Raw genomic sequence first — 23280 nt, forward strand, 5'->3', positions numbered from 1 at the left:
AGGAGGAATAGCAAATGGAAGCAAAAGCTACTGCTAAATATGTACGTGTATCACCAAGAAAAGCAGGACAAATCTGTGACCTTGTTAGAGGAAAAAATGTTGATGAAGCATTAGCAATATTAAAGTTCACTCCAAGAGGAGCGGCTGAAATAATAGCTAAGGTTGTAAAGTCTGCTAAAGCGAACGCTGAAAACAATCATGAAATGGATGCTGATAAATTATACGTTGCATCAATAGTTGCAAACCAAGGACCTACAATGAAGAGATTCATGCCTAGAGCTATGGGTAGAGCAACAATGATAAGAAAGAGAACTTCTCACATAGAGGTTGTTCTTAAGGAAAGAAAATAATTAATAGATAGGAGGGATAATAATGGGTCAAAAGGTTAATCCACACGGACTAAGAGTCGGTGTTATAAAAGATTGGGACTCAAGATGGTTCACAACTGATAAGAAAGAATTCGGAAACTTATTATTAGAAGACCATAATGTACGTAATTTCTTAAAGAAAAGATTATACTCAGCTGGAGTTGCTAAGATAGAAATAGAAAGATCAGCTAACAAATTAAAATTAGACTTACACGTTGCTAAGCCAGGTGTAGTTATAGGAAAAGCTGGTGCTGGAATAGACGCATTAAAAGCTGAATTAGAAAAAATGACTAAGAAAACTGTAATAGTTAACATAGTTGAAGTAAGAAACCCTGATAAGGATGCTCAATTAGTAGCAGAAAATATAGCGTTAGCTATAGAAAGAAGGGTTGCATTCAGAAGAGCTATGAAGCAAGCTATACAAAGAGCTATGAAGTCAGGAGTTAAAGGTATAAAAGTATCTGCTTCTGGTAGATTAGGTGGAGCTGAAATGGCTAGAACTGAAGGATACAGCGAAGGAAATGTTCCTTTACAAACATTAAGAGCTGATATAAACTATGGTTTCGCTGAGGCTAACACTACTTACGGAAAAACTGGTATAAAAGTTTGGATATGCAACGGAGAAGTTTTACCAACTAAGAGTGGTGTAAACCCAAGAGAAGAAAGAAGAAACGATAGAAGAGATAATAAGAGAAACGATAGAAGAGATAACAGAAGAAACAACAGAAGAGGAAATGATAATAGAGGAAACAATAGAGGACAAAGACCTCAAGGATCAAGACCTCAAAGAACTGAAAACAAAGGAAACTAATAAATAAGGTTCAAGGAAGGAGGAAATACTCATGTTAATGCCAAAAAGAGTAAAACGTCGTAGAGTTCACAGAGGAAGCATGGCTGGGAAGGCTCAAAAAGGTAATAAAGTTACTTACGGAGAGTTCGGATTAGTTGCAATGGAAGCTTCTTGGATAACTTCTAACCAAATAGAAGCTGCCAGAATCGCGATGACAAGATCAATAAAAAGAGGCGGGAAAGTTTGGATAAAAATATTCCCTCATAAGCCTGTAACAAGAAAACCAGCTGAAACTCGTATGGGGGCTGGTAAAGGTTCTCCAGAATACTGGGTAGCAGTAGTTAAGCCAGGAAGAGTTATGTTCGAATTAGCAGGTGTTTCTGAAGATAAAGCTAGAGAAGCTATGAGACTTGCAATGCATAAACTTCCAGTTAAATGTAAGTTTGTAAAAAGAGAAGATTTAGAAGTAAAGGGTGGTGAATAGGATGCAAGCTAAAGAATTAAAGAGTTTAACAAGCGAAGAGCTAATGAACAAGTTAAATGACTTCAAAAGTGAATTATTTAGCTTAAGATTCCAATTAGCTACTGGTCAATTAGAAAATACAGCTAGAATAAAATTCGTTAAAAAGGATATAGCTAGAGTTAAGACTGTCCTTGCTGAAAGAAAGTTAAACGAAACTAGAGCTTAATTTGGAAAGGAGGCTTTTAAACATGGAAAGAGGAAGAAGAAAAGTTAGAATAGGCCGTGTTGTAAGTGACAAAATGGATAAAACTATAGTTGTTGCAGTTGAAGATTTCGTACGTCACCCATTATATAATAAGCCAGTTAAGAGAACTAAAAAGTTCAAGGCTCACGATGAACAAAATGTATGTAGAATCGGAGACAGAGTAAAAATAATGGAAACTAGACCTTTATCAAAAGATAAGAGATTCAGATTAGTTGAAGTTGTTGAGAAAGTTAAGTAGTTTTTTGGAAAAGGAGGGATTACGATATGATACAACAAGAGACACGTCTAAGAGTTGCTGATAACTCTGGTGCAAAAGAAATACTATGTATACGTGTGCTAGGCGGAAGTAAAAGAAAATTTGGTAACATAGGCGACGTAATAGTTGCTACTGTTAAAAGTGCAACACCTGGTGGAGTTGTAAAAAAAGGTAAAGTTGTTAAAGCTGTTATAGTTAGAACAAAGCAAGGCGTAAGACGTAAAGACGGAAGTTATATATCTTTCGATGAAAACGCAGCTGTTATAATAAAAGACGACAAAACTCCAGTAGGAACTCGTATATTCGGGCCTGTTGCTAGAGAGTTAAGAGATAATGACTTTATGAAAATAGTTTCTCTTGCTCCAGAAGTACTATAATAAGGAGGTGCAATAGGACATGATGCGTGTTAAAAAAGGTGATACTGTTGTAGTTATAGCAGGTAAAGATAAAGGTAAAAAAGGTACAGTTGTTAAAGTTATGCCTAAAACTAACAGAGTTGTAGTTGAAGGAGTTAACGTAATAACTAAGCACCAAAAGCCAAATGCTATGAACCCACAAGGTGGAATAGTAAACAAAGAAGCTTCAATACACATATCTAACGTAATGCCACTTGATCCTGAAACAGGAAAAGGAACAAGAGTTAGATTTGAAATGAAGGATGGAAAAAAAGTAAGAGTAGCAGTTAAGAGCGGAAAAGAAATATAATATAGCTTGAAAGGAGGGACCTTAAATGGCTTCTAGATTACAAGAAAAATACATGAAAGAAGTTGCTCCTGCTTTAATGGAGAAATTTGGATACAAAAACGTTATGGAAATACCTAAGTTAGATAAGATAGTTATAAACATGGGTATAGGTGATGCTAGAGAAAATCCAAAAGGATTAGAAAAAGCTGTAGAAGAAATGGAAATAATATCTGGACAAAAACCAGTTATAACTAGAGCTAGAAAATCAGTTGCTAACTTCAAATTAAGAGAAGGAATGCCAATAGGAGCAAAAGTTACATTAAGAGCTGACAAAATGTTCTACTTTATGGACAAGTTAGTTTCTGTATCTTTACCAAGAGTTAGAGACTTCAGAGGAGTTAATGCTAACGCATTCGATGGTAGAGGAAACTATGCTTTAGGTGTTAAAGAGCAATTAATATTCCCTGAAATAGAATACGATAAGGTAGACAAAGTAAGAGGAATGGATATAATATTCGTTACGACTGCAAAGACTGACGAAGAAGCACGTGAATTATTAAAATTATTAGGAATGCCGTTTTCTAAGTAAGCTTAGAAAAGGACATTTTCTAAGTTAATTATGAAGGAGGGATTCCAGTGGCTAGAAAAGCGATGGTTGTAAAGCAACAAAGAAAGCAAAAGTACGCTACTAGAGAATACACTAGATGTACTATATGTGGTAGACCACATTCGGTTTTAAGAAAATTCGGTATATGCCGTATATGCTTCAGAGAATTAGCTTATAAAGGTCAAATACCTGGTGTAAGAAAAGCAAGCTGGTAGAAGCTTGACCAAAATGGAAGGAGGGTTTCAATATGACAATGACAGATCCAATAGCGGATATGCTAACTCGTATAAGAAATGCTAACGTTGTTAAGCATGAAACTGTTGATGTTCCTGCATCTAATATGAAGAAAGAATTATCTAGAATCTTATTAGAAGAAGGTTTCATCAGAGGTTACGATGTTATAGAAGATGGAAAGCAAGGAATAATAAGAATACAATTAAAGTACGGACAAACTGGCGAAAGAGTTATATCAGGACTTAAGAGAATATCTAAGCCTGGTATGAGAGTTTATGCTGACAAGCATGAAGTGCCAAGAGTATTAAACGGATTAGGTATATCAATAATATCTACTTCAAAAGGGATATTAACTGATAAGCAAGCTAGAAAAGAAAATGTTGGTGGAGAAGTAATCTGCTACGTTTGGTAATATAAACGAACAATGTAAGGAGGTGCGACTATGTCAAGAATAGGTGTTAAGCCAATAACTGTGCCTGCAGGAGTTGAAGTTACTATAGCTGAAGGAAATTTAGTTACAGTAAAAGGACCAAAAGGTACATTAACTAAGAAATTTGATGCTGCTATAAGCATAAAGCAAGAAGAAAATACTATAACTGTTGAAAGACCTACAAACAATAAGCAACATAGATCTTTACACGGATTAACTAGAACTTTATTAGACAATATGGTTATAGGTGTTACTAACGGTTTCGAAAAGAAATTAGAATTAGTTGGTGTTGGATACAGAGCTCAAAAGCAAGGAAAGAAATTAGTTATGAACTTAGGATACTCTCATCCAGTAGAGATGGAAGATCCAGAAGGATTAACAGTTGAAGTTCCTAACCAAACTGAGTTAATAGTAAAAGGTATAGACAAGCAATTAGTAGGAAACTACGCTGCTAAGATAAGAGACTGGAGAAAGCCAGAACCATACAAAGGTAAAGGTATAAGATACGCTGGTGAAGTTGTAAGACGTAAAGAAGGTAAAACTGGTAAGAAATAATACCAAACTTAAACACTAGAAAGGAGTGGGCCTGATGTTAAAGAAAGCTGATAAGAATGCTAACAGACTTCAAAGACACAAAAGAGTTAGAAGAAAGATAACTGGAACTACTCAAAGACCAAGATTATGTGTATTCAGAAGTTCTAACAATATATATGCTCAAATAATAGATGATGCTAATAGAGTTACTCTTACAGCTGCATCTTCTTTAGATGCAGAAGTAAAAGGTGCTGTTAACCACGGTGGAAACAAAGAAGCAGCTAAAATGGTCGGAGCAATGATCGCTAAGAGAGCTATAGAAAAAGGAATCACTGAAGTTGTATTTGACAGAGGTGGATACTTATATCACGGTAGAGTTCAAGTTTTAGCAGAAGCTGCTAGAGAAGCTGGACTTAAGTTCTAATTATAAAAGAAACAAAGGAGGGAAATGCACATGTTACGTCGTAAGCCGATAGATGCAAGACAACTTGACTTAAAAGAAACAGTTGTTGAAGTTAGACGTGTTACTAAAGTTGTAAAAGGTGGTAGAAACTTCAGATTTGCAGCGTTAGTAGTAGTTGGAGATGAAAACGGACACGTTGGTGTTGGTACTGGTAAAGCAATGGAAGTACCAGACGCAATAAAGAAAGCTGTAGAAGATGCTAAGAAGAATCTTATACATGTACCAAGAGTTGGTACAACAATACCTCACGAAGTTAACGGACACTTCGGTGCTGGTAAAATATTAATAATGCCTGCTAAGCAAGGTACAGGGGTTATAGCTGGTGGACCTGCTAGAGCTGTACTTGAGTTAGCTGGATTAACAGACGTTAGAGCTAAATCTTTAGGATCTAACAACCCAAGAAACATGGTAAATGCTACAATAGAAGGACTTAACTCTCTAAAGACAGTTGAAGATATAGCTAAACTTAGAGGAAAAAAAGTTGAAGAACTTCTAGGGTAAGGAGGTAGTGAAAGATGGCTAAATTACAAATAAAATTAGTTAGAAGTACAATAGGAACTACTCCTAACCAAAGAAAGAACGTTGAAGCGTTAGGATTAAGAAAAAGAGAACAAGTAGTTGTTAAAGAAGATAATGCCCAAATAAGAGGGATGATAACAAAAGTTAAGCATTTAGTTGAAGTAACTGAAATAGCTGAGTAATAATAACAGAAGTACGATAAGGAGGTGCAATCCATGAAGTTACATGAGTTAAAACCTGCTAAAGGTGCAGTAAAAGCTAAGAGAAGATTAGGTAGAGGTACTGCAACTGGACAAGGTAAAACTGCAGGACGTGGACAAAAAGGACAATGGTCTCGTTCAGGTGGTGGAGTTAGAGTTGGATTCGAAGGTGGTCAGATGCCACTTGCTAGAAGACTTCCTAAGAGAGGTTTCTCTAACCCAAATAAGAAAGTATTCACAGAAGTTAATGTTGAATTATTAAACAGATTTGAAAATGGAACTATAGTAACTGCAGAATTATTAAAATCTACAGGAGCTATATCTAAAATAGAAAAAGACGGCGTTAAAATCTTAGGCGAAGGAAACTTAGAAAGAGCTATAACAGTTCAAGCTGCTAAGTTCACTGCTTCAGCTCAAGAAAAAATAGAAAAAGCTGGAGGAAAGGCAGAATTAGTTTAATCTAATCTGCTAACTCTTAGCCATTATAGGCGGGGTGAGTTAACGTGCTGTCACAATTAAAACAAGCTTGGAAGCTTAAAGATGTAAGAAGAAAAATATTATATACTTTGATGATGATTGTAGTATTTAGGATAGGTGCAACAATACCTGTTCCTGGAGTAGATACAAGTATTATAAAGGGAATGGTTGACTCAAATGGTCTTCTTTCCCTTTATAATATGTTTACTGGAGGATCATTCAGTCAGTTTACATTATTTGCTTTAGGTATAGGTCCTGCGATAACTGCATCTATCATAATACAACTTCTAACTATAGGTTTTGAAGGTTTAGAAGAACTTCAAAAGTCTGGTGAAGAAGGTAAGAAAAAGATAAATAAATACACAAAATATATAGCACTAGCATTAGCGTTTATACAAGCAATAGCTATTACATTAGGTATTGTTAAGTCAGCGTTAATATCAACGAGTGCATTCTTTATAATTACAGTTATATTAACATTAGTATCGGCAAGTATGCTTTTAATGTGGATAGGAGATAAAATTACTGAAAAAGGATTAGGTAATGGAAGCTCGATTATAATATTTATTGGTATTATTTCAGGAATACCAAAAGATATTATATCAACTGTAAGTCTAGTAAAATCTGGAGATGTGAAAATATGGGCAGCAGTTGTGTTAGCAGTAGTAATACTTATAACAATAGCAGCGGTTACATATATACAAGAAGCTACTAGAAAAATACCTGTACAATATGCTAAGAGAGTTGTTGGAAGAAAAATGTATGGAGGACAAAGTTCTCATATACCAATGAAAGTTAATCAATCAGGGGTTATTCCAGTAATCTTTGCTAGTTCGCTTTTAGCTTTTCCTCAAACTATAGCAATGTTCATGGGAGCAGATGCTCAAAACTTTGTTCGAACATATTTAAGCACTATGCAATCGCCAGGAGTTTGGATATATAGAACACTTGAAATTCTGTTGATAGTATTCTTCTCTTATTTCTATACTACAGTATCATTTAATACTGAAGATATAGCAAATAATATGAAAAATAATGGTGGATTTATACCAGGTATAAGACCAGGAAAACCTACTATAGATTATTTAAATAGAATATTATCAAGATTAACTCTAGCTGGAGCTTTATTCCTATCAGTTATAGTTATGATATCAGCGATTGTTATGTTCTTTATGAAGATACAAATAACATTAGTTGGTACCTCATTACTAATAGTTGTTGGAGTTGCATTAGAGCTTAAGAGACAGTTAGAATCAAATTTAGTTATGAGAACCTATCAGGGATTCTTAAAATAAATTGGAGATGATAATATGAGAATAATATTACTTGGACCTCCTGGTGCCGGTAAAGGTACACAAGCAGCTGGTATTGTAGATAAATACAAAATACCTCATATATCAACAGGAGATATATTCAGAAAGAATATAAAAGAAGGAACAGATCTTGGTAAGAAGGCCAAAGAATACATGGATCAAGGATTATTAGTACCAGATGAGTTAACTGTAGGTTTAGTTACAGACAGAATAACTCAAGATGACTGTAAAAATGGATTTATGTTAGATGGTTTCCCAAGAAATGTATCTCAAGCACAACATTTAGATACGTTCTTAAAAGAAACTAATATAGCTTTAGATAAGGTAGTTAATATCGAAGTTGATAAAGAAATATTAGTTGGAAGAGCTGTAGGAAGAAGAATATGTAAATCTTGCGGAGCTACGTATCATGTTGAGTTTAATTCTCCTAAAGAAGATGGTATATGTGATGTATGCCAAGGAGAACTTTACCAAAGAGCAGATGATAATGAAGAGACTGTATCAAAAAGAATACAAGTATATTTAGATGAAACAAAACCATTAGTAGACTATTATAGTTCTCAAGGTATAATAGCTAATATAAATGGTCAACAATCTATAGAAAAAGTATTTGAAGACATAGTTAATGCTCTAGGATGTGAGAAATAATGATTATTATAAAATCACAAAAAGAAATTGAAATCATGAGGGAAGCAGGTAAAATAGTTGCCGAAACTCATGAGATCTTAAAGTCAGCGATAATTCCGGGAATATCTACTTTAGAGTTAGATAAAATAGCTGAAGAGAATATAAGAAAATACAATGCTATACCATCTTTTAAAGGATATGGAGGTTTTCCAGGTTCTATATGTGCTTCTATAAATGAAGAAGTAGTGCATGGAATACCAGGAAATAAAATTTTAAAAGAAGGTGACATTGTAAGTTTAGATGTAGGAGCCTATTATAAAGGATATCATTCAGACTCTGCGAAGACTCACGGAGTAGGTATAATATCTGAAGAAGATAGGAAATTAATAGAAGTAGCAAAGGAAAGCTTCTATGAAGGCATAAAATTTGCTAAACTAGGATATAGATTATCTGATATCTCACACGCAATACAAGCACACGTTGAGAAACATGGTTTCTCAGTTGTTAGAGATTTAGTCGGGCATGGAGTGGGAATTGATCTTCATGAAGACCCTCAAATACCTAACTATGGCCCAGCTGGAAAAGGACCAAGACTTAAAGAAGGAATGGTCTTAGCTATAGAACCTATGATAAACGCTGGTCGTTATCATGTTAAGACTTTAGCTGATGGTTGGACTATTGTCACTGTAGATGGCAAAAAATCAGCTCATTATGAGCATACGATAGCAATAACAAATGATGAACCTATAATATTATCAAGTCTATAGTGACTGGATAAATAGGAAATATGCTATCAAAGTTAAGTCAATGATTTAACTTATCGAAATGGAGGTTTGGTTAGTTAATGGCCAAAAAAGATGTTATAGAATTAGAAGGTACAGTTACTGAAAACTTACCTAATGCTATGTTTAAAGTTAAATTAGAAAATGGACATGAAGTATTATGTCACTTATCTGGAAAGCTAAGAATGAACTTCATAAGAATTCTTGAAGGTGATAAGGTGAACGTTGAACTTTCTCCATATGACCTTACAAGAGGAAGAATTACTTGGCGTAAGAAGTAGACTATTTAAATATTAGTCTAAGGAGGGATTAACAATGAAAGTAAGACCATCAGTAAAACCAATGTGCGAAAAGTGCAAAGTTATAAAAAGAAAAGGTAAAGTAATGGTTATCTGTGAAAATCCAAAGCATAAGCAAAAGCAAGGATAAGAAATTATTACTAGTAATTTGTTGAAATTTATAGTATAATATAATACTGTGATAATAACAAAGGGTAGATTTTAATCGTAGATAAATCTATATTTAGATTGATATGATATTAAGATTTTAACACTAAAATTAAGTGTAGGAGGTGCGAATATGGCAAGAATAGCTGGGGTAGATTTACCTAGAGAAAAAAGAGCGGAAATAGGCTTAACTTATATATACGGTATAGGGAAAGCAACTGCTAACGAAATATTAGCTAAAGCTGAGATAGATCCTAACGTAAGAATAAAAGACTTATCTGAAGAGCAAGTTAACGAATTAAGAAAGATAATAGACAATGATTTCTTAGTTGAAGGTGACTTAAGAAGAGAGATAGCTTTAAATATAAAGAGATTAAGAGATATAAAATGTTACAGAGGTATGAGACATGCTAAAGGTCTTCCACTAAGAGGACAAAGAACTAAGACTAACGCTAGAACTAGAAAAGGTCCTAGAAAAACTGTATCTCGTAAGAAGAAGAAATAATAATTAGATAGGAGGGAAAATAATGGCTAAACCAAAAAAGAAAGTTACACGTGTAAGAAGAAGAGAACGTAAAAACATAGAACGTGGTCAAGCTCATATACAATCAACTTTCAACAACACAATAATAACTTTAACTGATGTTCACGGAAATGCTATATCAGCAGCATCTTCAGGACAATTAGGATTCAAAGGATCAAGAAAAGCTACTCCATTTGCTTCTCAAATGGCTGCAGAAACTGCTGCTAAAGCTGCAATGGAGCACGGATTAAAAACTGTTGAAGTATTCGTAAAAGGACCAGGTTCAGGAAGAGAAGCTGCAATAAGAGCTTTACAAGCAACTGGACTTGAAGTAACAATGATAAAAGACGTAACACCAATTCCTCACAATGGATGTAGACCACCAAAGAGAAGAAGAGTGTAATTATATAACAAGTAAATTAGGAGGTGTAAAGACATGGCAAGATACACAGGTGCATCATGCAGACAATGCCGTAGAGAAGGAATGAAATTATTCCTTAAAGGTGAAAGATGTTATACTGATAAATGTGCTATAGTTACTAGAAACTATGCTCCAGGACAACATGGACAAGGAAGAAAGAAAGTTTCTGGCTATGGTTTACAATTAAGAGAAAAGCAAAAAGTTAAGAGAATATACGGAGTTTTAGAAACTCAATTCAGAAACTTATACGAGCGTGCTGACAAAATGGCTGGTATGACAGGGGTTAACTTATTAAGTTTATTAGAAAGAAGATTAGACAATGTTGTTTACAGAATGGGATTAGCTTCATCTAGAAAAGAAGCTAGACAATTAGTTGGACACGGTCACTTCTTATTAAATGGACATAAAGCTGATATAGCTTCTATGACAGTTAAACCAGGTGATGTTATAACAGTTAAAGAAAGATCAAAATCTTCTGCTAAATTCAAAGCTTTAGTAGAAGCAAATACAAAGGTAGCTCCTAAGTGGTTAGAAACTAACTTAGAAGAAATGTCTGCTAAAGTTGTTGCTTTACCAACAAGAGAAGATATAGATCTTGAAATAGCAGAACACTTAATAATAGAGCTTTACTCTAAGTAATAAGCATATTTTAAAGATAACTTTTAAAGTTATCTTTGAAAAATTGTTTACCCTCAGTGGATTAATAAATTTAAGGGAGGGTTTTGTCCATGATAGAAATAGAAAAACCAAAAGTAGATATAATAGAACTTAGCGAAGACTATAGATATGGAAAGTTTGTCATAGAACCTCTTGAAAGAGGATATGGCATAACTATAGGGAATGCTTTAAGAAGAATATTATTATCATCTTTACCAGGTGTTGCAGTTAATTCTATAAAAATAGATGGAGTTCTTCATGAATTCTCTACTGTACCAGGTGTTAAAGAAGATGTTACTGAAATTATATTAGCATTAAAAGAACTTTCAGCTACTATAGATGGTGAAGGTAGTAGAACTCTTAAAATAGAAGCTCAAGGACCATGCACTATCAAAGGATCAGACATAATATGTCCTCCTGACGTTGAAGTATTAAGCAAAGATTTACATATAGCTACGCTAGATGATAATTCTAAGTTTAATATGGAAATACATGTAGACAAAGGTAGAGGTTACGTTTCTGCTGAAGAAAATAAAACAGAGCATATGCCTATAGGTGTTTTACCTGTAGATTCAATATATACTCCTGTTGAAAAAGTAAGCTACCATGTTGAAAATACTAGAGTAGGTCAAAAGTCAGATTATGATAAATTAATACTAGAAGTTTGGACTAATGGAAGTATAAATCCTCAAGAAGGAATATCTCTAGCAGCTAAAGTTCTAGTTGAACACTTAAATCTATTCATAGACTTAACTGAGCATGTAAGCAACGTTGAGATAATGGTAGAAAAAGAAGAAGACCAAAAAGAAAAAGTTCTAGAAATGACAATAGAAGAATTAGATTTATCTGTTAGATCTTACAACTGTTTAAAGAGAGCGGGAATAAACACAGTTGAAGAATTAGCTAATAAGTCTGAGGATGATATGATGAAGGTTAGAAATCTAGGGAAAAAATCTCTAGAAGAAGTAATCCAAAAATTAGAAGAACTTGGACTAGGTCTTAAACCAAGCGAAGAATAGGCAAGAAGGAGGGATATAGTATGGCTACTTACCGTAAATTAGGACGTGAGACATCTCACAGAAACCTTATGTTAAGAAACTTAGTAACTGATTTACTAAGAAACGGAAGAATAGAAACAACTGTAACTAGAGCAAAAGAAACTCGTAGAATGGCAGAAAAGATGATAACTCTTGCTAAAAGAGGAGATCTTCACGCTAGAAGACAAGTTTTAGCTTACGTTATGGATGAGACTGTAGTAAACAACTTATTCACTGATATAGCTCCAAAGTATGCAGAGAGAAACGGTGGATATACTAGAATAATCAAAAAAGGACCAAGAAGAGGCGACGCTGCTGAAATGGCTTTTATAGAATTAGTATAGTATAGAAAAAGGATTAAGTTATATAACTTAATCCTTTTTTTACGCTTAAAGATATTATAATACTTTAAAAAGTGTAAATAATTTTTGAATGTAAGTAATATTAATAAATTGATTTTTAAAGTAAAAAGATTTTGAGTGATGGGTGAAGTTGCTGCCTACGTAAGTGAAGTAAATTTTCTAACTGAGTAATTAAATTATTTAATAGGATCTTTTATTCATATAATACTCATTGATTGTTATTTAGACTACATACAATAAAAACTCTATTATAGTTATTATTTATTATTAAAAAATGAAAATTGTATTTTGATGTTATAATATGTACTATTTATATATTAAATTCTACTTATCAGAGTTAAAAAAACATATTAAATTATGGTATAATATTAAGTAAAACATTTTTAAATATTAAAAAAGATATACTACTTATGAAAAGGAGTAAATTGATGAAAAATATAATAGAAGTCAATAATGTATCATTTGAGTATATTACAGATGAAAGTACGCTTAAAGCTATAGATAATCTAGACTTAAAGGTAAAAGAGGGTGAATTTGTAGCTATAATAGGTCATAATGGTTCTGGTAAATCTACGTTATCTAAGAACTTAAATGCTATATTATTCCCTACTAAAGGTAATATACTTATAAATAAAATGGATACAAGAGAAGAAGAAAAGTTATGGGATATAAGACAAACAGCTGGTATGGTATTCCAAAATCCAGATAACCAAATAGTTGCAACTGTAGTAGAAGAAGATGTTGCCTTTGGTCCTGAAAATTTGGGGATAGAACCTAATGAAATCAGAAAAAGGGTTGAAGAATCACTTAAAAGTGTAGGTATGTATGAATTAAAAGATAGACAACCGCACTTATTATCAGGTGGTCAAAAACAAAGAGTGGCGATAGCGGGTATAATTGCCATGAAACCTAAATGTATTATATTTGATGAAGGTACAGCTATGTTGGATCCATTAGGAAGAAAAGAAGTAATGAAAACTATAAAAAGGCTAAATAAAGAAGAAAATATAACAACGTTACACATAACACACTTTATGGAAGAAGCAGTTGATGCAGATAGAGTTATAGTTATGGAAAAAGGCAAAAAGTTACTAGAAGGTACACCTAAGGAAGTCTTTAGTAAAATAGATACTTTAAAGCATATAGGTTTAGATGTTCCTTGTATGACAGAATTATCTAATCTATTAAAATTAGAAGGATTAGATATAAGAGATGATATATTAACTGTGGATGAGATGGTGATGGAATTATGTCAATTGTAGTAAAAAATTTAACTCATATATATAATGAGGGAATGCCTTTTAGTAGTAAAGCCTTGGATAATATTAGTTTTGAAATAAAAGATAGAGATTTTGTTGGACTTATAGGTCATACAGGTTCAGGAAAATCAACACTGATACAACACTTAAATGGTATACTTAAGCCTTCATCAGGTGATATATATATAAATGATTTTAAAATAACAGATCCTGATTTAAATTTAACTGAAATAAGAAAAAGAGTTGGTGTAGTGTTTCAATATCCTGAATACCAACTATTTGAAGAAACTATAGAAAAAGATATAGCTTTTGGACCGTCTAATTTAGGTCTAGAAGAAGAGGAAATAAAAAATAGGGTAAAACTATCAATGGAAGCTGTTGGACTTGATTATGAGTCGTTTAAGGATAAATCTCCATTTGAATTATCAGGTGGTCAAAAAAGAAGAGTAGCAATAGCTGGTGTTATAGCTATGAACCCTGAAGTTTTAATTTTAGATGAGCCTACAGCAGGGTTAGACCCAGGTGGTAGGGATGAGATATTTGAGCTTATAACTAATCTTCATGAAAATAATAATATGACTATAATATTATCATCTCATAGTATGGATGATATGGCTAAGCTAGCTAAAAATATAATAGTAATGAATCATGGAAAAATAGAGTTTATGGGTTCTCCAAGAGAAGTATTTAATTCTAATGTTGATAGGCTGAAAGAAATAGGTTTAGATGTACCTCAAGTTTTAGAACTTGCTATAAAGTTAAGAGAAAAAGGATTTAATATAAGAGAAGATATATTAACAATAGAAGAAGCTAAAGAAGAAATACTGAAAGCGGTAAAAGGAGGAAAACAATGTTAAAAGATATAACAATAGGTCAACACTATCCTTCTAATTCTGTTATTCATAGGCTAGATGCAAGAATGAAACTTATAGCTACTTTTGTTTTTATGGCATCCTTATTTGTAATAGATAAGTTCTGGCCATATGCTATAGTATTTATATCTTTGATAGTTGTAATAAAGTTATCTAATATACCTATGAAATATATATTAAAGGGGCTTAAGCCGCTTAGATGGATTATAATATTTACATTTGTAATAAATGTATTTTTCCTTCCAGGAGATCTAATATGGTCATTTGGATTCTTGAAAATAACTGAACAAGGTATTAGTCAGGCTGTATTTATGGCATTAAGATTAGTATTTTTAGTGTTAGGGACTTCTATGCTAACATTGACAACTTCTCCTATGGATCTTACAGATGGTATAGAGAGATTATTAAATCCGTTTAATAAAATAGGGTTACCAGTACATGAATTAGCTATGATGATGACAATAGCGTTAAGATTTATACCTACATTATTAGATGAAACAGATAAGATAATGAAGGCTCAAATGTCAAGAGGAGCTGATTTTGAGAGTAAAAACATTGTAAGTAGGGCTAAAAATCTAGTTCCTTTATTGGTGCCTTTATTTGTTAGTGCTTTTAGAAGAGCGGAAGAGCTTGCAATGGCGATGGAAGCTAGATGCTATAGAGGCGGCTATAATAGAACTAAAATGAGGCAATCTATTATAACTAAAAGTGATTATATTGCAGGCTGTATACTGGTAGTATATTTGGTTATAATTATAATTACTAGATTTATCTAAAGAGGTATATTATGAGAAACTTAAAGATTACAATACAATATAACGGTTCTAATTATTGTGGATGGCAAAAACAACCAGATTCATTAGGGATACAAGGTACAATAGAACGAGCTATTTATGATATAACAAGAGAAGAAGTTAAGCTTACAGGATCTGGTAGGACTGATGCGGGAGTTCATGCATTAGGGCAAGTTGCTAATTTTAAGTTAGAAAGTGCTATACCTGTTGATAAAATACCGAATGCATTAAATTCTAAGTTGCCAAAGGATATTTCTGTAATTGATTGTATAGAAGTTAATGATAAATTTCATTCTAGATATAATGCAAAAGGAAAAACATATAGGTACTTAATACATAACAGTATGTATAGGAGTCCTATATATAAAGATATATCGTACCATGTTAAGTATGAACTTGATTTTGATAAGATGGTTAAAGAATCTAAACATTTAATAGGAACACATGACTTTAAAGGTTTTATGAGTTCGGGATCGTCAGTAAAAGATACAGTAAGAGAAATATATGATATAAGATTAAATAAACAAGAAGATCTTATTGTATTGGAAGTAGAAGGAAACGGATTCTTATATAATATGGTGAGGATAATAGTAGGAACACTGGTAGATATAGGTCGAGGAAGAATAAATAAGAGCTTAAAAGAAATAGTGGAATCTAAAAGTAGAAGTGAGTGTGGTCATACTGCACCAGCACATGGATTATTTCTTAAAAAAGTTGATTATTAGCTTGACACACCAGGGGGCATGTATTAAAATTAATTAGAGTGTGTTAATAAGTCCACTTGCCCCGGACTTGACATAAACGGTAAAATTTTTATATGAAAAAAAGTTAAGGAGGGACAACTATGAAAAGTTATATAGCTAAGCCAGCTGATGTACAAAGAAAATGGTACATCGTTGACGCTGAAGGAAAAACATTAGGTCGTTTAGCAACTGAAATAGCGACAGTATTAAGAGGAAAGCACAAAGTTACTTTCACTCCACACGTTGACGGAGGGGACTTCGTTGTTGTTGTAAACGCTGAGAAAGTAGTTTTAACAGGAAAGAAATTAGATCAAAAAATGTACAGATACCACACTGGTTATGTAGGTGGATTAAAAGAAATAACTTACAGAGAAATGATGGCTAAGAAGCCTGAGGAAGTAGTTTCTCATGCAGTAAGCGGTATGTTATGCAAGAATAAATTAAGAAGTAGAATGATGACTAGATTAAGAGTATTTGCTGGACCAAATCATGATCATGCAGCTCAAAATCCAGAAGTTCTAAACTTCAAATAATAATTAAGGGTGAAAGGAGGAGTTATCATGGCTAACGTTCAATATTACGGAACTGGAAGAAGAAAGCATTCTGTTGCTAGAGTTAGATTAGTTGCAGGTGAAGGAAATATAATAGTAAATGGAAGAGCAGTTGAAGAATACTTCAACTACGAAACATTAATAAGAGATGTTAAACAACCATTAGTTTTAACTAACAATGAAAACAAATACGATGTTATAGTAAAAGTTGAAGGTGGAGGATTCACTGGACAAGCTGGTGCTATAAGACATGGTATATCTAGAGCTTTATTAAAAGCTGATGAAGAGTTAAGAGGAGCTTTAAAGAAAGAAGGATTCTTAACTAGAGATGCTAGAATGAAAGAAAGAAAGAAATACGGATTAAAGGCAGCAAGAAGAGCTCCACAATTCTCAAAGAGATAATTTTATACTGTATTTTTCAAAAGACCTTGGAATATTTCAAGGTCTTTTTTAATATAAATGTACAGGGTGATAATTTGAAAAAGTACATAAAACACGTAATCTTTGTGATGGTAGCTTTAATTTTGATGACAGCCTCTATATATGAAATAAAAGAAAACTCTGAGGACGTAATGAAGTACATGCCAGTTACTAATAAAGTGATAATATTAGATGCAGGCCATGGGGGAATAGATTCGGGTACTCTAAATGATGACAAAACTATATTGGAAAAAGATATTAATTTAGCTATTACACATAAGATTAGAGAATTATTAGAATCTAGTGGTGCACATGTTATACTTACCAGAGAAGATGATAGTAGTTTATATGTAGAAGATGGTAAAAAGACTACAAGGCAAAAATATAATGAAAATTTAAAAAATAGAAAGGTAATAATAGAAGAATCTAATGCGGATATGTTTATATCTATACATATGAATGCTTTAGCAGGTGAAGGTGCATCTAAATACTATGGCGCTCAAACTTTTTATCCTGAAGGCAAAGAGGATTCTATAAAGTTATCTAAATACATACAGCAAGAGCTTAAGAGAGTAGTGGATAAAACAAATAATAGAGAAGTTAAGCCAAGAGACGATTTATACTTATTAAAAGATAATGATATACCATCAGTATTAATAGAGTGTGGATTTTTATCTAATGATAAAGAAGCTAAGTTGTTGACTGATGAAAAATATCAAGAAAAAATCGCATGGGCTATATATGCAGGAATTCAAAATTATTTCACTACAAAGTAGTATAAAAAAACATAATTGTGATATAATAAGCTATGTCTAGTAGAGTTAGATATAGCTTAATTTATTTTTTTATAATAAAATAAGAAAAAAATTAAAAAAAGTATTGACGGTATAAAAATAAGATGGTATAGTTATACTTGTCCTTAAGAAAAGGGCAAAATAAAAAAAGAACGTTGAAAATTAAACAGTAGGTTAATTTATAGAATTGAAACTAAACAAACCAAGCCAGATATTCAGAAAATGATTAGTCTGAGCAGGTAACAACTTTTATTTGAGAGTTTGATCCTGGCTCAGGATGAACGCTGGCGGCGTGCCTAACACATGCAAGTCGAGCGATTTACTTCGGTAAATAGCGGCGGACGGGTGAGTAACGCGTGGGTAACCTGCCCTGTACACACGGATAACATACCGAAAGGTATGCTAATACGAGATAAAATACTTTTATCGCATGGTAGAAGTATCAAAGCTTTTGCGGTACAGGATGGACCCGCGTCTGATTAGCTAGTTGGTAAGGTAACGGCTTACCAAGGCGACGATCAGTAGCCGACCTGAGAGGGTGATCGGCCACATTGGAACTGAGACACGGTCCAAACTCCTACGGGAGGCAGCAGTGGGGAATATTGCACAATGGGCGAAAGCCTGATGCAGCAACGCCGCGTGAGCGATGAAGGCCTTCGGGTCGTAAAGCTCTGTCCTCAAGGAAGATAATGACGGTACTTGAGGAGGAAGCCCCGGCTAACTACGTGCCAGCAGCCGCGGTAATACGTAGGGGGCTAGCGTTATCCGGAATTACTGGGCGTAAAGGGTGCGTAGGTGGTTTCTTAAGTCAGAGGTGAAAGGCTACGGCTCAACCGTAGTAAGCCTTTGAAACTGGGAAACTTGAGTGCAGGAGAGGAGAGTGGAATTCCTAGTGTAGCGGTGAAATGCGTAGATATTAGGAGGAACACCAGTTGCGAAGGCGGCTCTCTGGACTGTAACTGACACTGAGGCACGAAAGCGTGGGGAGCAAACAGGATTAGATACCCTGGTAGTCCACGCCGTAAACGATGAGTACTAGCTGTCGGAGGTTACCCCCTTCGGTGGCGCAGCTAACGCATTAAGTACTCCGCCTGGGAAGTACGCTCGCAAGAGTGAAACTCAAAGGAATTGACGGGGACCCGCACAAGTAGCGGAGCATGTGGTTTAATTCGAAGCAACGCGAAGAACCTTACCTAAGCTTGACATCCTTTTGACCGATGCCTAATCGCATCTTTCCCTTCGGGGACAGAAGTGACAGGTGGTGCATGGTTGTCGTCAGCTCGTGTCGTGAGATGTTGGGTTAAGTCCCGCAACGAGCGCAACCCTTGCCTTTAGTTGCCAGCATTAAGTTGGGCACTCTAGAGGGACTGCCAGGGATAACCTGGAGGAAGGTGGGGATGACGTCAAATCATCATGCCCCTTATGCTTAGGGCTACACACGTGCTACAATGGGTGGTACAGAGGGCAGCCAAGTCGTGAGGCGGAGCTAATCCCTTAAAGCCATTCTCAGTTCGGATTGTAGGCTGAAACTCGCCTACATGAAGCTGGAGTTACTAGTAATCGCAGATCAGAATGCTGCGGTGAATGCGTTCCCGGGTCTTGTACACACCGCCCGTCACACCACGGAAGTTGGGGGCGCCCGAAGCCACTTAGCTAACCCATTTGGGAAGCGAGTGTCGAAGGTGAAATCAATAACTGGGGTGAAGTCGTAACAAGGTAGCCGTATCGGAAGGTGCGGCTGGATCACCTCCTTTCTAAGGAGAATTACCTACTGTTTAATTTTGAGGGTTCTTAATAAAAATTAAAAACTCTATTGACAATCTTCGACATATACTATAAAATATATATCGTTGTAAAAATAAATACGGGGGTGTAGCTCAGCTGGGAGAGCACTTGCCTTGCACGCAAGGGGTCAGGAGTTCGATCCTCCTCATCTCCACCATGTTTGTACTTTGAAAACTGCATAACATTTAGTGATATGACATCATTTTAAACATATATAGACAAGAAAAGTCTTTAAAATTACACTTTTAAGCACTGGAATAAACTGAGTGAATACGAAGTTTGTTCAGTAGCGATAACTTTTTAATAACTGGTCAAGTTATTAAGGGTGCAGGGCGGATGCCTTGGCACTAGGAGCCGATGAAGGACGTGATAAGCTGCGATAAGCTTCGGGGAGTTGCACGTAAACTTTGATCCGAAGATTTCCGAATGAGGAAACTCACTTAGAGTAATGTCTAAGTATCGTTAAGTGAATACATAGCTTAGCGAGGGGAACCCGGGGAACTGAAACATCTAAGTACCCGGAGGAAGAGAAAGAAATTCGATTCTGTAAGTAGCGGCGAGCGAAAGCGGAACAGGCCAAACCAATGAAGTTTACTTCGTTGGGGTTGCGGACATACAACATGGATGCAATATCGTAAATGAAGAGAGTTGGAAAGCTCCGCCATAGAAGGTAATAGCCCTGTAGTTGAAACGAGAAAGCTACTAGTATGATCCAGAGTACCACGGGACACGTGAAACCCTGTGGGAAGCAGGAGGGACCATCCTCCAAGCCTAAATACTACCTAGTGACCGATAGCGCATAGTACCGTGAGGGAAAGGTGAAAAGAACCCCGGGAGGGGAGTGAAATAGAACCTGAAACCCTGCACTTACAAGCTGTGGGAGCACATTACTTGTGTGACCGCGTACTTTTTGTAGAACGGGCCAACGAGTTACGTTAAGTAGCAAGGTTAAGCACTTAAGGTGTGGAGCCGTAGCGAAAGCGAGTCTTAAATGGGCGATCAAGTTACTTGGCGTAGACCCGAAACCGGGCGACCTATCCATGAGCAGGTTGAAGCGAAAGTAAAATTTCGTGGAGGACCGAACCCACGAGCGTTGAAAAGCTCGGGGATGACTTGTGGATAGCGGTGAAATTCCAATCGAGCCCGGAGATAGCTGGTTCTCCCCGAAATAGCTTTAGGGCTAGCCTCAAGCGTAGAGAAACGGAGGTAGAGCACTGAATGTCCTAGGGGGTATTGCACTTACCGAAGACTATCAAACTCCGAATGCCGTTTTCTTTTACTTGGGAGTCAGACTGTGGGTGATAAGATTCATAGTCAAAAGGGCAACAGCCCAGATCGTCAGCTAAGGTCCCTAAATGTACGTTAAGTGGTAAAGGATGTGGGATTGCACAGACAACCAGGATGTTGGCTTAGAAGCAGCCACTCATTTAAAGAGTGCGTAATAGCTCACTGGTCGAGTGATCCTGCGCCGAAAATTTCCGGGGCTAAAACGTACTACCGAAGCTACGGCATCAATTATGATGGGTAGGGGAGCTTCGTATGCAGGCTGAAGCATGACCGTAAGGACATGTGGACAGTATACGAGTGAGAATGTTGGCATGAGTAGCGAGACGTGGGTGAGAATCCCACGGGCCGTAAACCCAAGGTTTCCAGGGGAAGGTTCGTCCGCCCTGGGTTAGTCGGGACCTAAGCCGAGGCCGAAAGGCGTAGGTGATGGACAACAGGTTGATATTCCTGTACCGCCAATAAGCGTTTGAGAGATGGAGTGACACAGTAGGATAAGCTAACCGTACTGTTGGTTATGTACGGCTAAGCATTGAGGCAGTCTAAATAGGCAAATCCGTTTAGACAATGCTAGGATGTGATGGGGAAGCCCTTCGGGGCGAAGTAGCTGATTTCACACTGTCAAGAAAAGCTTCTATCGAGTTTAAAGGCGCCCGTACCGTAAACCGACACAGGTGGGTGAGGAGAGTATCCTAAGGCCAGCGAGAGAACTATTGTTAAGGAACTCGGCAAAATGACCCCGTAACTTAGGGAGAAGGGGTGCCTGTCTATGACAGGCCGCAGAGAATAGGCCCAAGCGACTGTTTACCAAAAACACAGGTTTCTGCTAAGTCGCAAGACGATGTATAGGAGCTGACGCCTGCCCGGTGCTGGAAGGTTAAGGGGATCTGTTAGAGCAATCGAAGCAGTGAACTTAAGCCCCAGTAAACGGCGGCCGTAACTATAACGGTCCTAAGGTAGCGAAATTCCTTGTCGGGTAAGTTCCGACCCGCACGAAAGGCGTAACGATTTGGGCACTGTCTCAACAATAGACTCGGTGAAATTGTAATCCCGGTGAAGATGCCGGGTACCTGCGACAGGACGGAAAGACCCCATGGAGCTTTACTGTAGCTTGACGTTGGGTCTTGGTACTACATGTACAGGATAGGTGGGAGACTAAGAAGCATGGACGCCAGTCTGTGTGGAGTCAACCTTGGGATACCACCCTTGTAGTACTGGGATCCTAACCATAGGCCTTGAATCAGGTCTTGGAACACCGTCAGGTGGGCAGTTTGACTGGGGCGGTCGCCTCCTAAAAAGTAACGGAGGCGCTCAAAGGTTTCCTCAGCACGGTCGGAAATCGTGCGAAGAGTGTAAAGGCAAAAGGAAGCTTGATTGCAAGACATACAGGTCGAGCAAGGACGAAAGTCGGACTTAGTGATCCGGTGGTACCGCATGGAAGGGCCATCGCTCAACGGATAAAAGCTACCCTGGGGATAACAGGCTTATCTCCCCCAAGAGTCCACATCGACGGGGAGGTTTGGCACCTCGATGTCGGCTCATCACATCCTGGGGCTGTAGTAGGTCCCAAGGGTTGGGCTGTTCGCCCATTAAAGTGGTACGCGAGCTGGGTTCAGAACGTCGTGAGACAGTTCGGTCCCTATCCGTCGCAGGCGTAGGAAATTTGAGAAGACCTGTCCTTAGTACGAGAGGACCGGGATGGACGTACCTCTGGTGTACCAGTTGTTCTGCCAAGGGCATGGCTGGGTAGCTATGTACGGAATGGATAAGCGCTGAAAGCATCTAAGCGCGAAGCCAACTTCAAGATAAGATTTCCCACCGTAAGGGTAAGACCCCAGAAAGACTACCTGGTTGATAGGTCGAAGGTGTAAGTGCAGTAATGTATTTAGCTTATCGATACTAATAGGTCGAGGACTTGACCAAGAAATAAACCTAAAGGTTTATATCGCCAACCAAATCATTATTAAAATATTAATAAGGAAGATTTCGGTTGCTAAAATAAAATGATTAATATGTAAATGATATGCAGTTTTCAGAGTATTAACTCTAAATTAAAGATTATGTGGTTATTATAGCAAAGAGGATACACCTGTTCCCATACCGAACACAGAAGTTAAGCTCTTTAGCGGCAATGGTACTTGGTGGGCGACCGCCTGGGAGAGTAGCACGTAGCCACGTAATCTTTTTTTATTGTCTATAGACATAAATTCAAGATATTATAAATCCTAAAACACAATTGTAATTAAATTTAGTTTATGCCGCTGATATAATTTATATCAGCGGCTTTTATATTAATTATAAATTATTTAAAAGTTACTTT

Annotated in this window: 32 protein-coding genes, 1 tRNA gene and 3 rRNA genes; all 36 read left to right on the forward strand. The window is 36.2% G+C overall.

Annotated features, from left to right (window positions below):
• The first annotated feature begins 14 nt into the window (after nt 1-14).
• On the forward strand, nt 15-350 hold the full coding sequence (gene rplV, locus CRIB_RS12310; protein WP_071119038.1) for a 50S ribosomal protein L22: 336 nt from the start codon (nt 15-17) through the stop codon (nt 348-350).
• A gap of 22 nt (nt 351-372) precedes the next feature.
• Nucleotides 373-1179 carry a 30S ribosomal protein S3 gene (gene rpsC, locus CRIB_RS12315; protein WP_180702544.1) on the forward strand — a complete coding sequence of 269 codons (807 nt, stop codon included), beginning with the start codon at nt 373-375 and terminating at the stop codon, nt 1177-1179.
• A 31-nt stretch (nt 1180-1210) separates the two neighbouring features.
• A complete protein-coding gene (rplP, locus tag CRIB_RS12320) occupies nt 1211-1642 on the forward strand; it encodes a 50S ribosomal protein L16 (RefSeq protein ID WP_180702545.1) in 432 nt (143 codons plus the stop codon).
• A 1-nt stretch (nt 1643) separates the two neighbouring features.
• Nucleotides 1644-1847 (forward strand): 50S ribosomal protein L29, encoded by a 204-nt coding sequence (gene rpmC / locus CRIB_RS12325; protein ID WP_071119035.1) that lies wholly within the window; start codon nt 1644-1646, stop codon nt 1845-1847.
• 22 nt (nt 1848-1869) lie between these two features.
• Nucleotides 1870-2124 (forward strand): 30S ribosomal protein S17, encoded by a 255-nt coding sequence (rpsQ, locus tag CRIB_RS12330; RefSeq protein ID WP_071119034.1) that lies wholly within the window; start codon nt 1870-1872, stop codon nt 2122-2124.
• A gap of 26 nt (nt 2125-2150) precedes the next feature.
• On the forward strand, nt 2151-2519 hold the full coding sequence (gene rplN / locus CRIB_RS12335) for a 50S ribosomal protein L14 (protein ID WP_071119033.1): 369 nt from the start codon (nt 2151-2153) through the stop codon (nt 2517-2519).
• A gap of 22 nt (nt 2520-2541) precedes the next feature.
• Entirely contained in the window at nt 2542-2847 is a 306-nt protein-coding gene (rplX, locus tag CRIB_RS12340) for a 50S ribosomal protein L24 (RefSeq protein ID WP_180703729.1), read from the forward strand.
• Between the two features lie 25 nt (nt 2848-2872).
• Nucleotides 2873-3415: a 50S ribosomal protein L5 gene (rplE, locus tag CRIB_RS12345; RefSeq protein WP_180702546.1), complete on the forward strand. Its 543-nt coding sequence runs from the start codon at nt 2873-2875 to the stop codon at nt 3413-3415.
• Nucleotides 3416-3462: 47 nt separating this feature from the next.
• A complete protein-coding gene (locus CRIB_RS12350; RefSeq protein WP_071119031.1) occupies nt 3463-3648 on the forward strand; it encodes a type Z 30S ribosomal protein S14 in 186 nt (61 codons plus the stop codon).
• 32 nt (nt 3649-3680) lie between these two features.
• Nucleotides 3681-4079 carry a 30S ribosomal protein S8 gene (gene rpsH / locus CRIB_RS12355; protein ID WP_071119030.1) on the forward strand — a complete coding sequence of 133 codons (399 nt, stop codon included), beginning with the start codon at nt 3681-3683 and terminating at the stop codon, nt 4077-4079.
• A gap of 30 nt (nt 4080-4109) precedes the next feature.
• The gene (rplF, locus tag CRIB_RS12360; RefSeq protein WP_180702547.1) at nt 4110-4652 is read left to right on the forward strand and encodes a 50S ribosomal protein L6; all 543 of its coding nucleotides are present in this window, start codon (nt 4110-4112) and stop codon (nt 4650-4652) included.
• 34 nt (nt 4653-4686) lie between these two features.
• On the forward strand, nt 4687-5055 hold the full coding sequence (gene rplR / locus CRIB_RS12365; protein WP_180702548.1) for a 50S ribosomal protein L18: 369 nt from the start codon (nt 4687-4689) through the stop codon (nt 5053-5055).
• Between the two features lie 30 nt (nt 5056-5085).
• The gene (gene rpsE / locus CRIB_RS12370) at nt 5086-5595 is read left to right on the forward strand and encodes a 30S ribosomal protein S5 (protein ID WP_180702549.1); all 510 of its coding nucleotides are present in this window, start codon (nt 5086-5088) and stop codon (nt 5593-5595) included.
• Nucleotides 5596-5609: 14 nt separating this feature from the next.
• Nucleotides 5610-5795, forward strand: coding sequence for a 50S ribosomal protein L30 (gene rpmD / locus CRIB_RS12375; protein ID WP_071119026.1), 186 nt, complete (start codon nt 5610-5612; stop codon nt 5793-5795).
• Nucleotides 5796-5828: 33 nt separating this feature from the next.
• A complete protein-coding gene (gene rplO / locus CRIB_RS12380; protein WP_180702550.1) occupies nt 5829-6272 on the forward strand; it encodes a 50S ribosomal protein L15 in 444 nt (147 codons plus the stop codon).
• Between the two features lie 44 nt (nt 6273-6316).
• Nucleotides 6317-7585, forward strand: a complete 1269-nt coding sequence (secY, locus tag CRIB_RS12385; protein WP_180702551.1) for a preprotein translocase subunit SecY — start codon at nt 6317-6319, stop codon at nt 7583-7585.
• Between the two features lie 15 nt (nt 7586-7600).
• Entirely contained in the window at nt 7601-8251 is a 651-nt protein-coding gene (locus CRIB_RS12390) for an adenylate kinase (protein ID WP_180702552.1), read from the forward strand.
• Nucleotides 8251-8997: a type I methionyl aminopeptidase gene (gene map / locus CRIB_RS12395; RefSeq protein WP_180702553.1), complete on the forward strand. Its 747-nt coding sequence runs from the start codon at nt 8251-8253 to the stop codon at nt 8995-8997. Before CRIB_RS12390 ends, map begins: the two co-directional genes overlap by 1 nt.
• A gap of 77 nt (nt 8998-9074) precedes the next feature.
• On the forward strand, nt 9075-9293 hold the full coding sequence (gene infA, locus CRIB_RS12400; RefSeq protein ID WP_092727842.1) for a translation initiation factor IF-1: 219 nt from the start codon (nt 9075-9077) through the stop codon (nt 9291-9293).
• Between the two features lie 34 nt (nt 9294-9327).
• Nucleotides 9328-9441: a 50S ribosomal protein L36 gene (rpmJ, locus tag CRIB_RS12405; protein ID WP_017753001.1), complete on the forward strand. Its 114-nt coding sequence runs from the start codon at nt 9328-9330 to the stop codon at nt 9439-9441.
• Between the two features lie 150 nt (nt 9442-9591).
• A complete protein-coding gene (rpsM, locus tag CRIB_RS12410; RefSeq protein ID WP_071119020.1) occupies nt 9592-9963 on the forward strand; it encodes a 30S ribosomal protein S13 in 372 nt (123 codons plus the stop codon).
• A 22-nt stretch (nt 9964-9985) separates the two neighbouring features.
• Nucleotides 9986-10384, forward strand: a complete 399-nt coding sequence (gene rpsK, locus CRIB_RS12415; RefSeq protein WP_026899687.1) for a 30S ribosomal protein S11 — start codon at nt 9986-9988, stop codon at nt 10382-10384.
• A 33-nt stretch (nt 10385-10417) separates the two neighbouring features.
• Nucleotides 10418-11041, forward strand: a complete 624-nt coding sequence (gene rpsD, locus CRIB_RS12420) for a 30S ribosomal protein S4 (RefSeq protein WP_180702554.1) — start codon at nt 10418-10420, stop codon at nt 11039-11041.
• A gap of 89 nt (nt 11042-11130) precedes the next feature.
• Entirely contained in the window at nt 11131-12078 is a 948-nt protein-coding gene (locus tag CRIB_RS12425) for a DNA-directed RNA polymerase subunit alpha (RefSeq protein ID WP_180702555.1), read from the forward strand.
• 20 nt (nt 12079-12098) lie between these two features.
• Complete coding sequence (gene rplQ, locus CRIB_RS12430) at nt 12099-12440, forward strand: 50S ribosomal protein L17 (RefSeq protein ID WP_071119017.1); 342 nt, start codon at nt 12099-12101, stop codon at nt 12438-12440.
• 446 nt (nt 12441-12886) lie between these two features.
• On the forward strand, nt 12887-13720 hold the full coding sequence (locus tag CRIB_RS12435) for an energy-coupling factor transporter ATPase (RefSeq protein ID WP_180702556.1): 834 nt from the start codon (nt 12887-12889) through the stop codon (nt 13718-13720).
• Nucleotides 13708-14574: an energy-coupling factor transporter ATPase gene (locus tag CRIB_RS12440; RefSeq protein ID WP_180702557.1), complete on the forward strand. Its 867-nt coding sequence runs from the start codon at nt 13708-13710 to the stop codon at nt 14572-14574. Before CRIB_RS12435 ends, CRIB_RS12440 begins: the two co-directional genes overlap by 13 nt.
• Nucleotides 14568-15365, forward strand: coding sequence for an energy-coupling factor transporter transmembrane component T family protein (locus CRIB_RS12445; RefSeq protein WP_180702558.1), 798 nt, complete (start codon nt 14568-14570; stop codon nt 15363-15365). The genes CRIB_RS12440 and CRIB_RS12445 overlap by 7 nt, the downstream gene beginning before the upstream one ends.
• Before the next feature lie 11 nt (nt 15366-15376).
• On the forward strand, nt 15377-16108 hold the full coding sequence (truA, locus tag CRIB_RS12450; protein ID WP_180702559.1) for a tRNA pseudouridine(38-40) synthase TruA: 732 nt from the start codon (nt 15377-15379) through the stop codon (nt 16106-16108).
• 119 nt (nt 16109-16227) lie between these two features.
• Entirely contained in the window at nt 16228-16659 is a 432-nt protein-coding gene (gene rplM / locus CRIB_RS12455; protein ID WP_092921854.1) for a 50S ribosomal protein L13, read from the forward strand.
• A 27-nt stretch (nt 16660-16686) separates the two neighbouring features.
• On the forward strand, nt 16687-17079 hold the full coding sequence (gene rpsI / locus CRIB_RS12460) for a 30S ribosomal protein S9 (RefSeq protein ID WP_071119011.1): 393 nt from the start codon (nt 16687-16689) through the stop codon (nt 17077-17079).
• Nucleotides 17080-17153: 74 nt separating this feature from the next.
• Nucleotides 17154-17873 carry an N-acetylmuramoyl-L-alanine amidase CwlD gene (gene cwlD / locus CRIB_RS12465; RefSeq protein ID WP_243633531.1) on the forward strand — a complete coding sequence of 240 codons (720 nt, stop codon included), beginning with the start codon at nt 17154-17156 and terminating at the stop codon, nt 17871-17873.
• A 267-nt stretch (nt 17874-18140) separates the two neighbouring features.
• A 16S ribosomal RNA gene (locus tag CRIB_RS12470) occupies nt 18141-19645 on the forward strand.
• Nucleotides 19646-19757: 112 nt separating this feature from the next.
• Nucleotides 19758-19833 (forward strand) — tRNA-Ala (locus CRIB_RS12475).
• A gap of 152 nt (nt 19834-19985) precedes the next feature.
• Nucleotides 19986-22883, forward strand: a 23S ribosomal RNA gene (locus tag CRIB_RS12480).
• 138 nt (nt 22884-23021) lie between these two features.
• A 5S ribosomal RNA gene (gene rrf, locus CRIB_RS12485) occupies nt 23022-23138 on the forward strand.
• The 16S, 23S and 5S rRNA genes sit together here with 1 tRNA gene alongside, the layout of an rRNA operon.
• The last annotated feature ends 142 nt before the right edge of the window (nt 23139-23280 follow it).

It is taken from the genome of Romboutsia ilealis (assembly GCF_900015215.1).
GTDB lineage: Bacteria > Bacillota > Clostridia > Peptostreptococcales > Peptostreptococcaceae > Romboutsia > Romboutsia ilealis.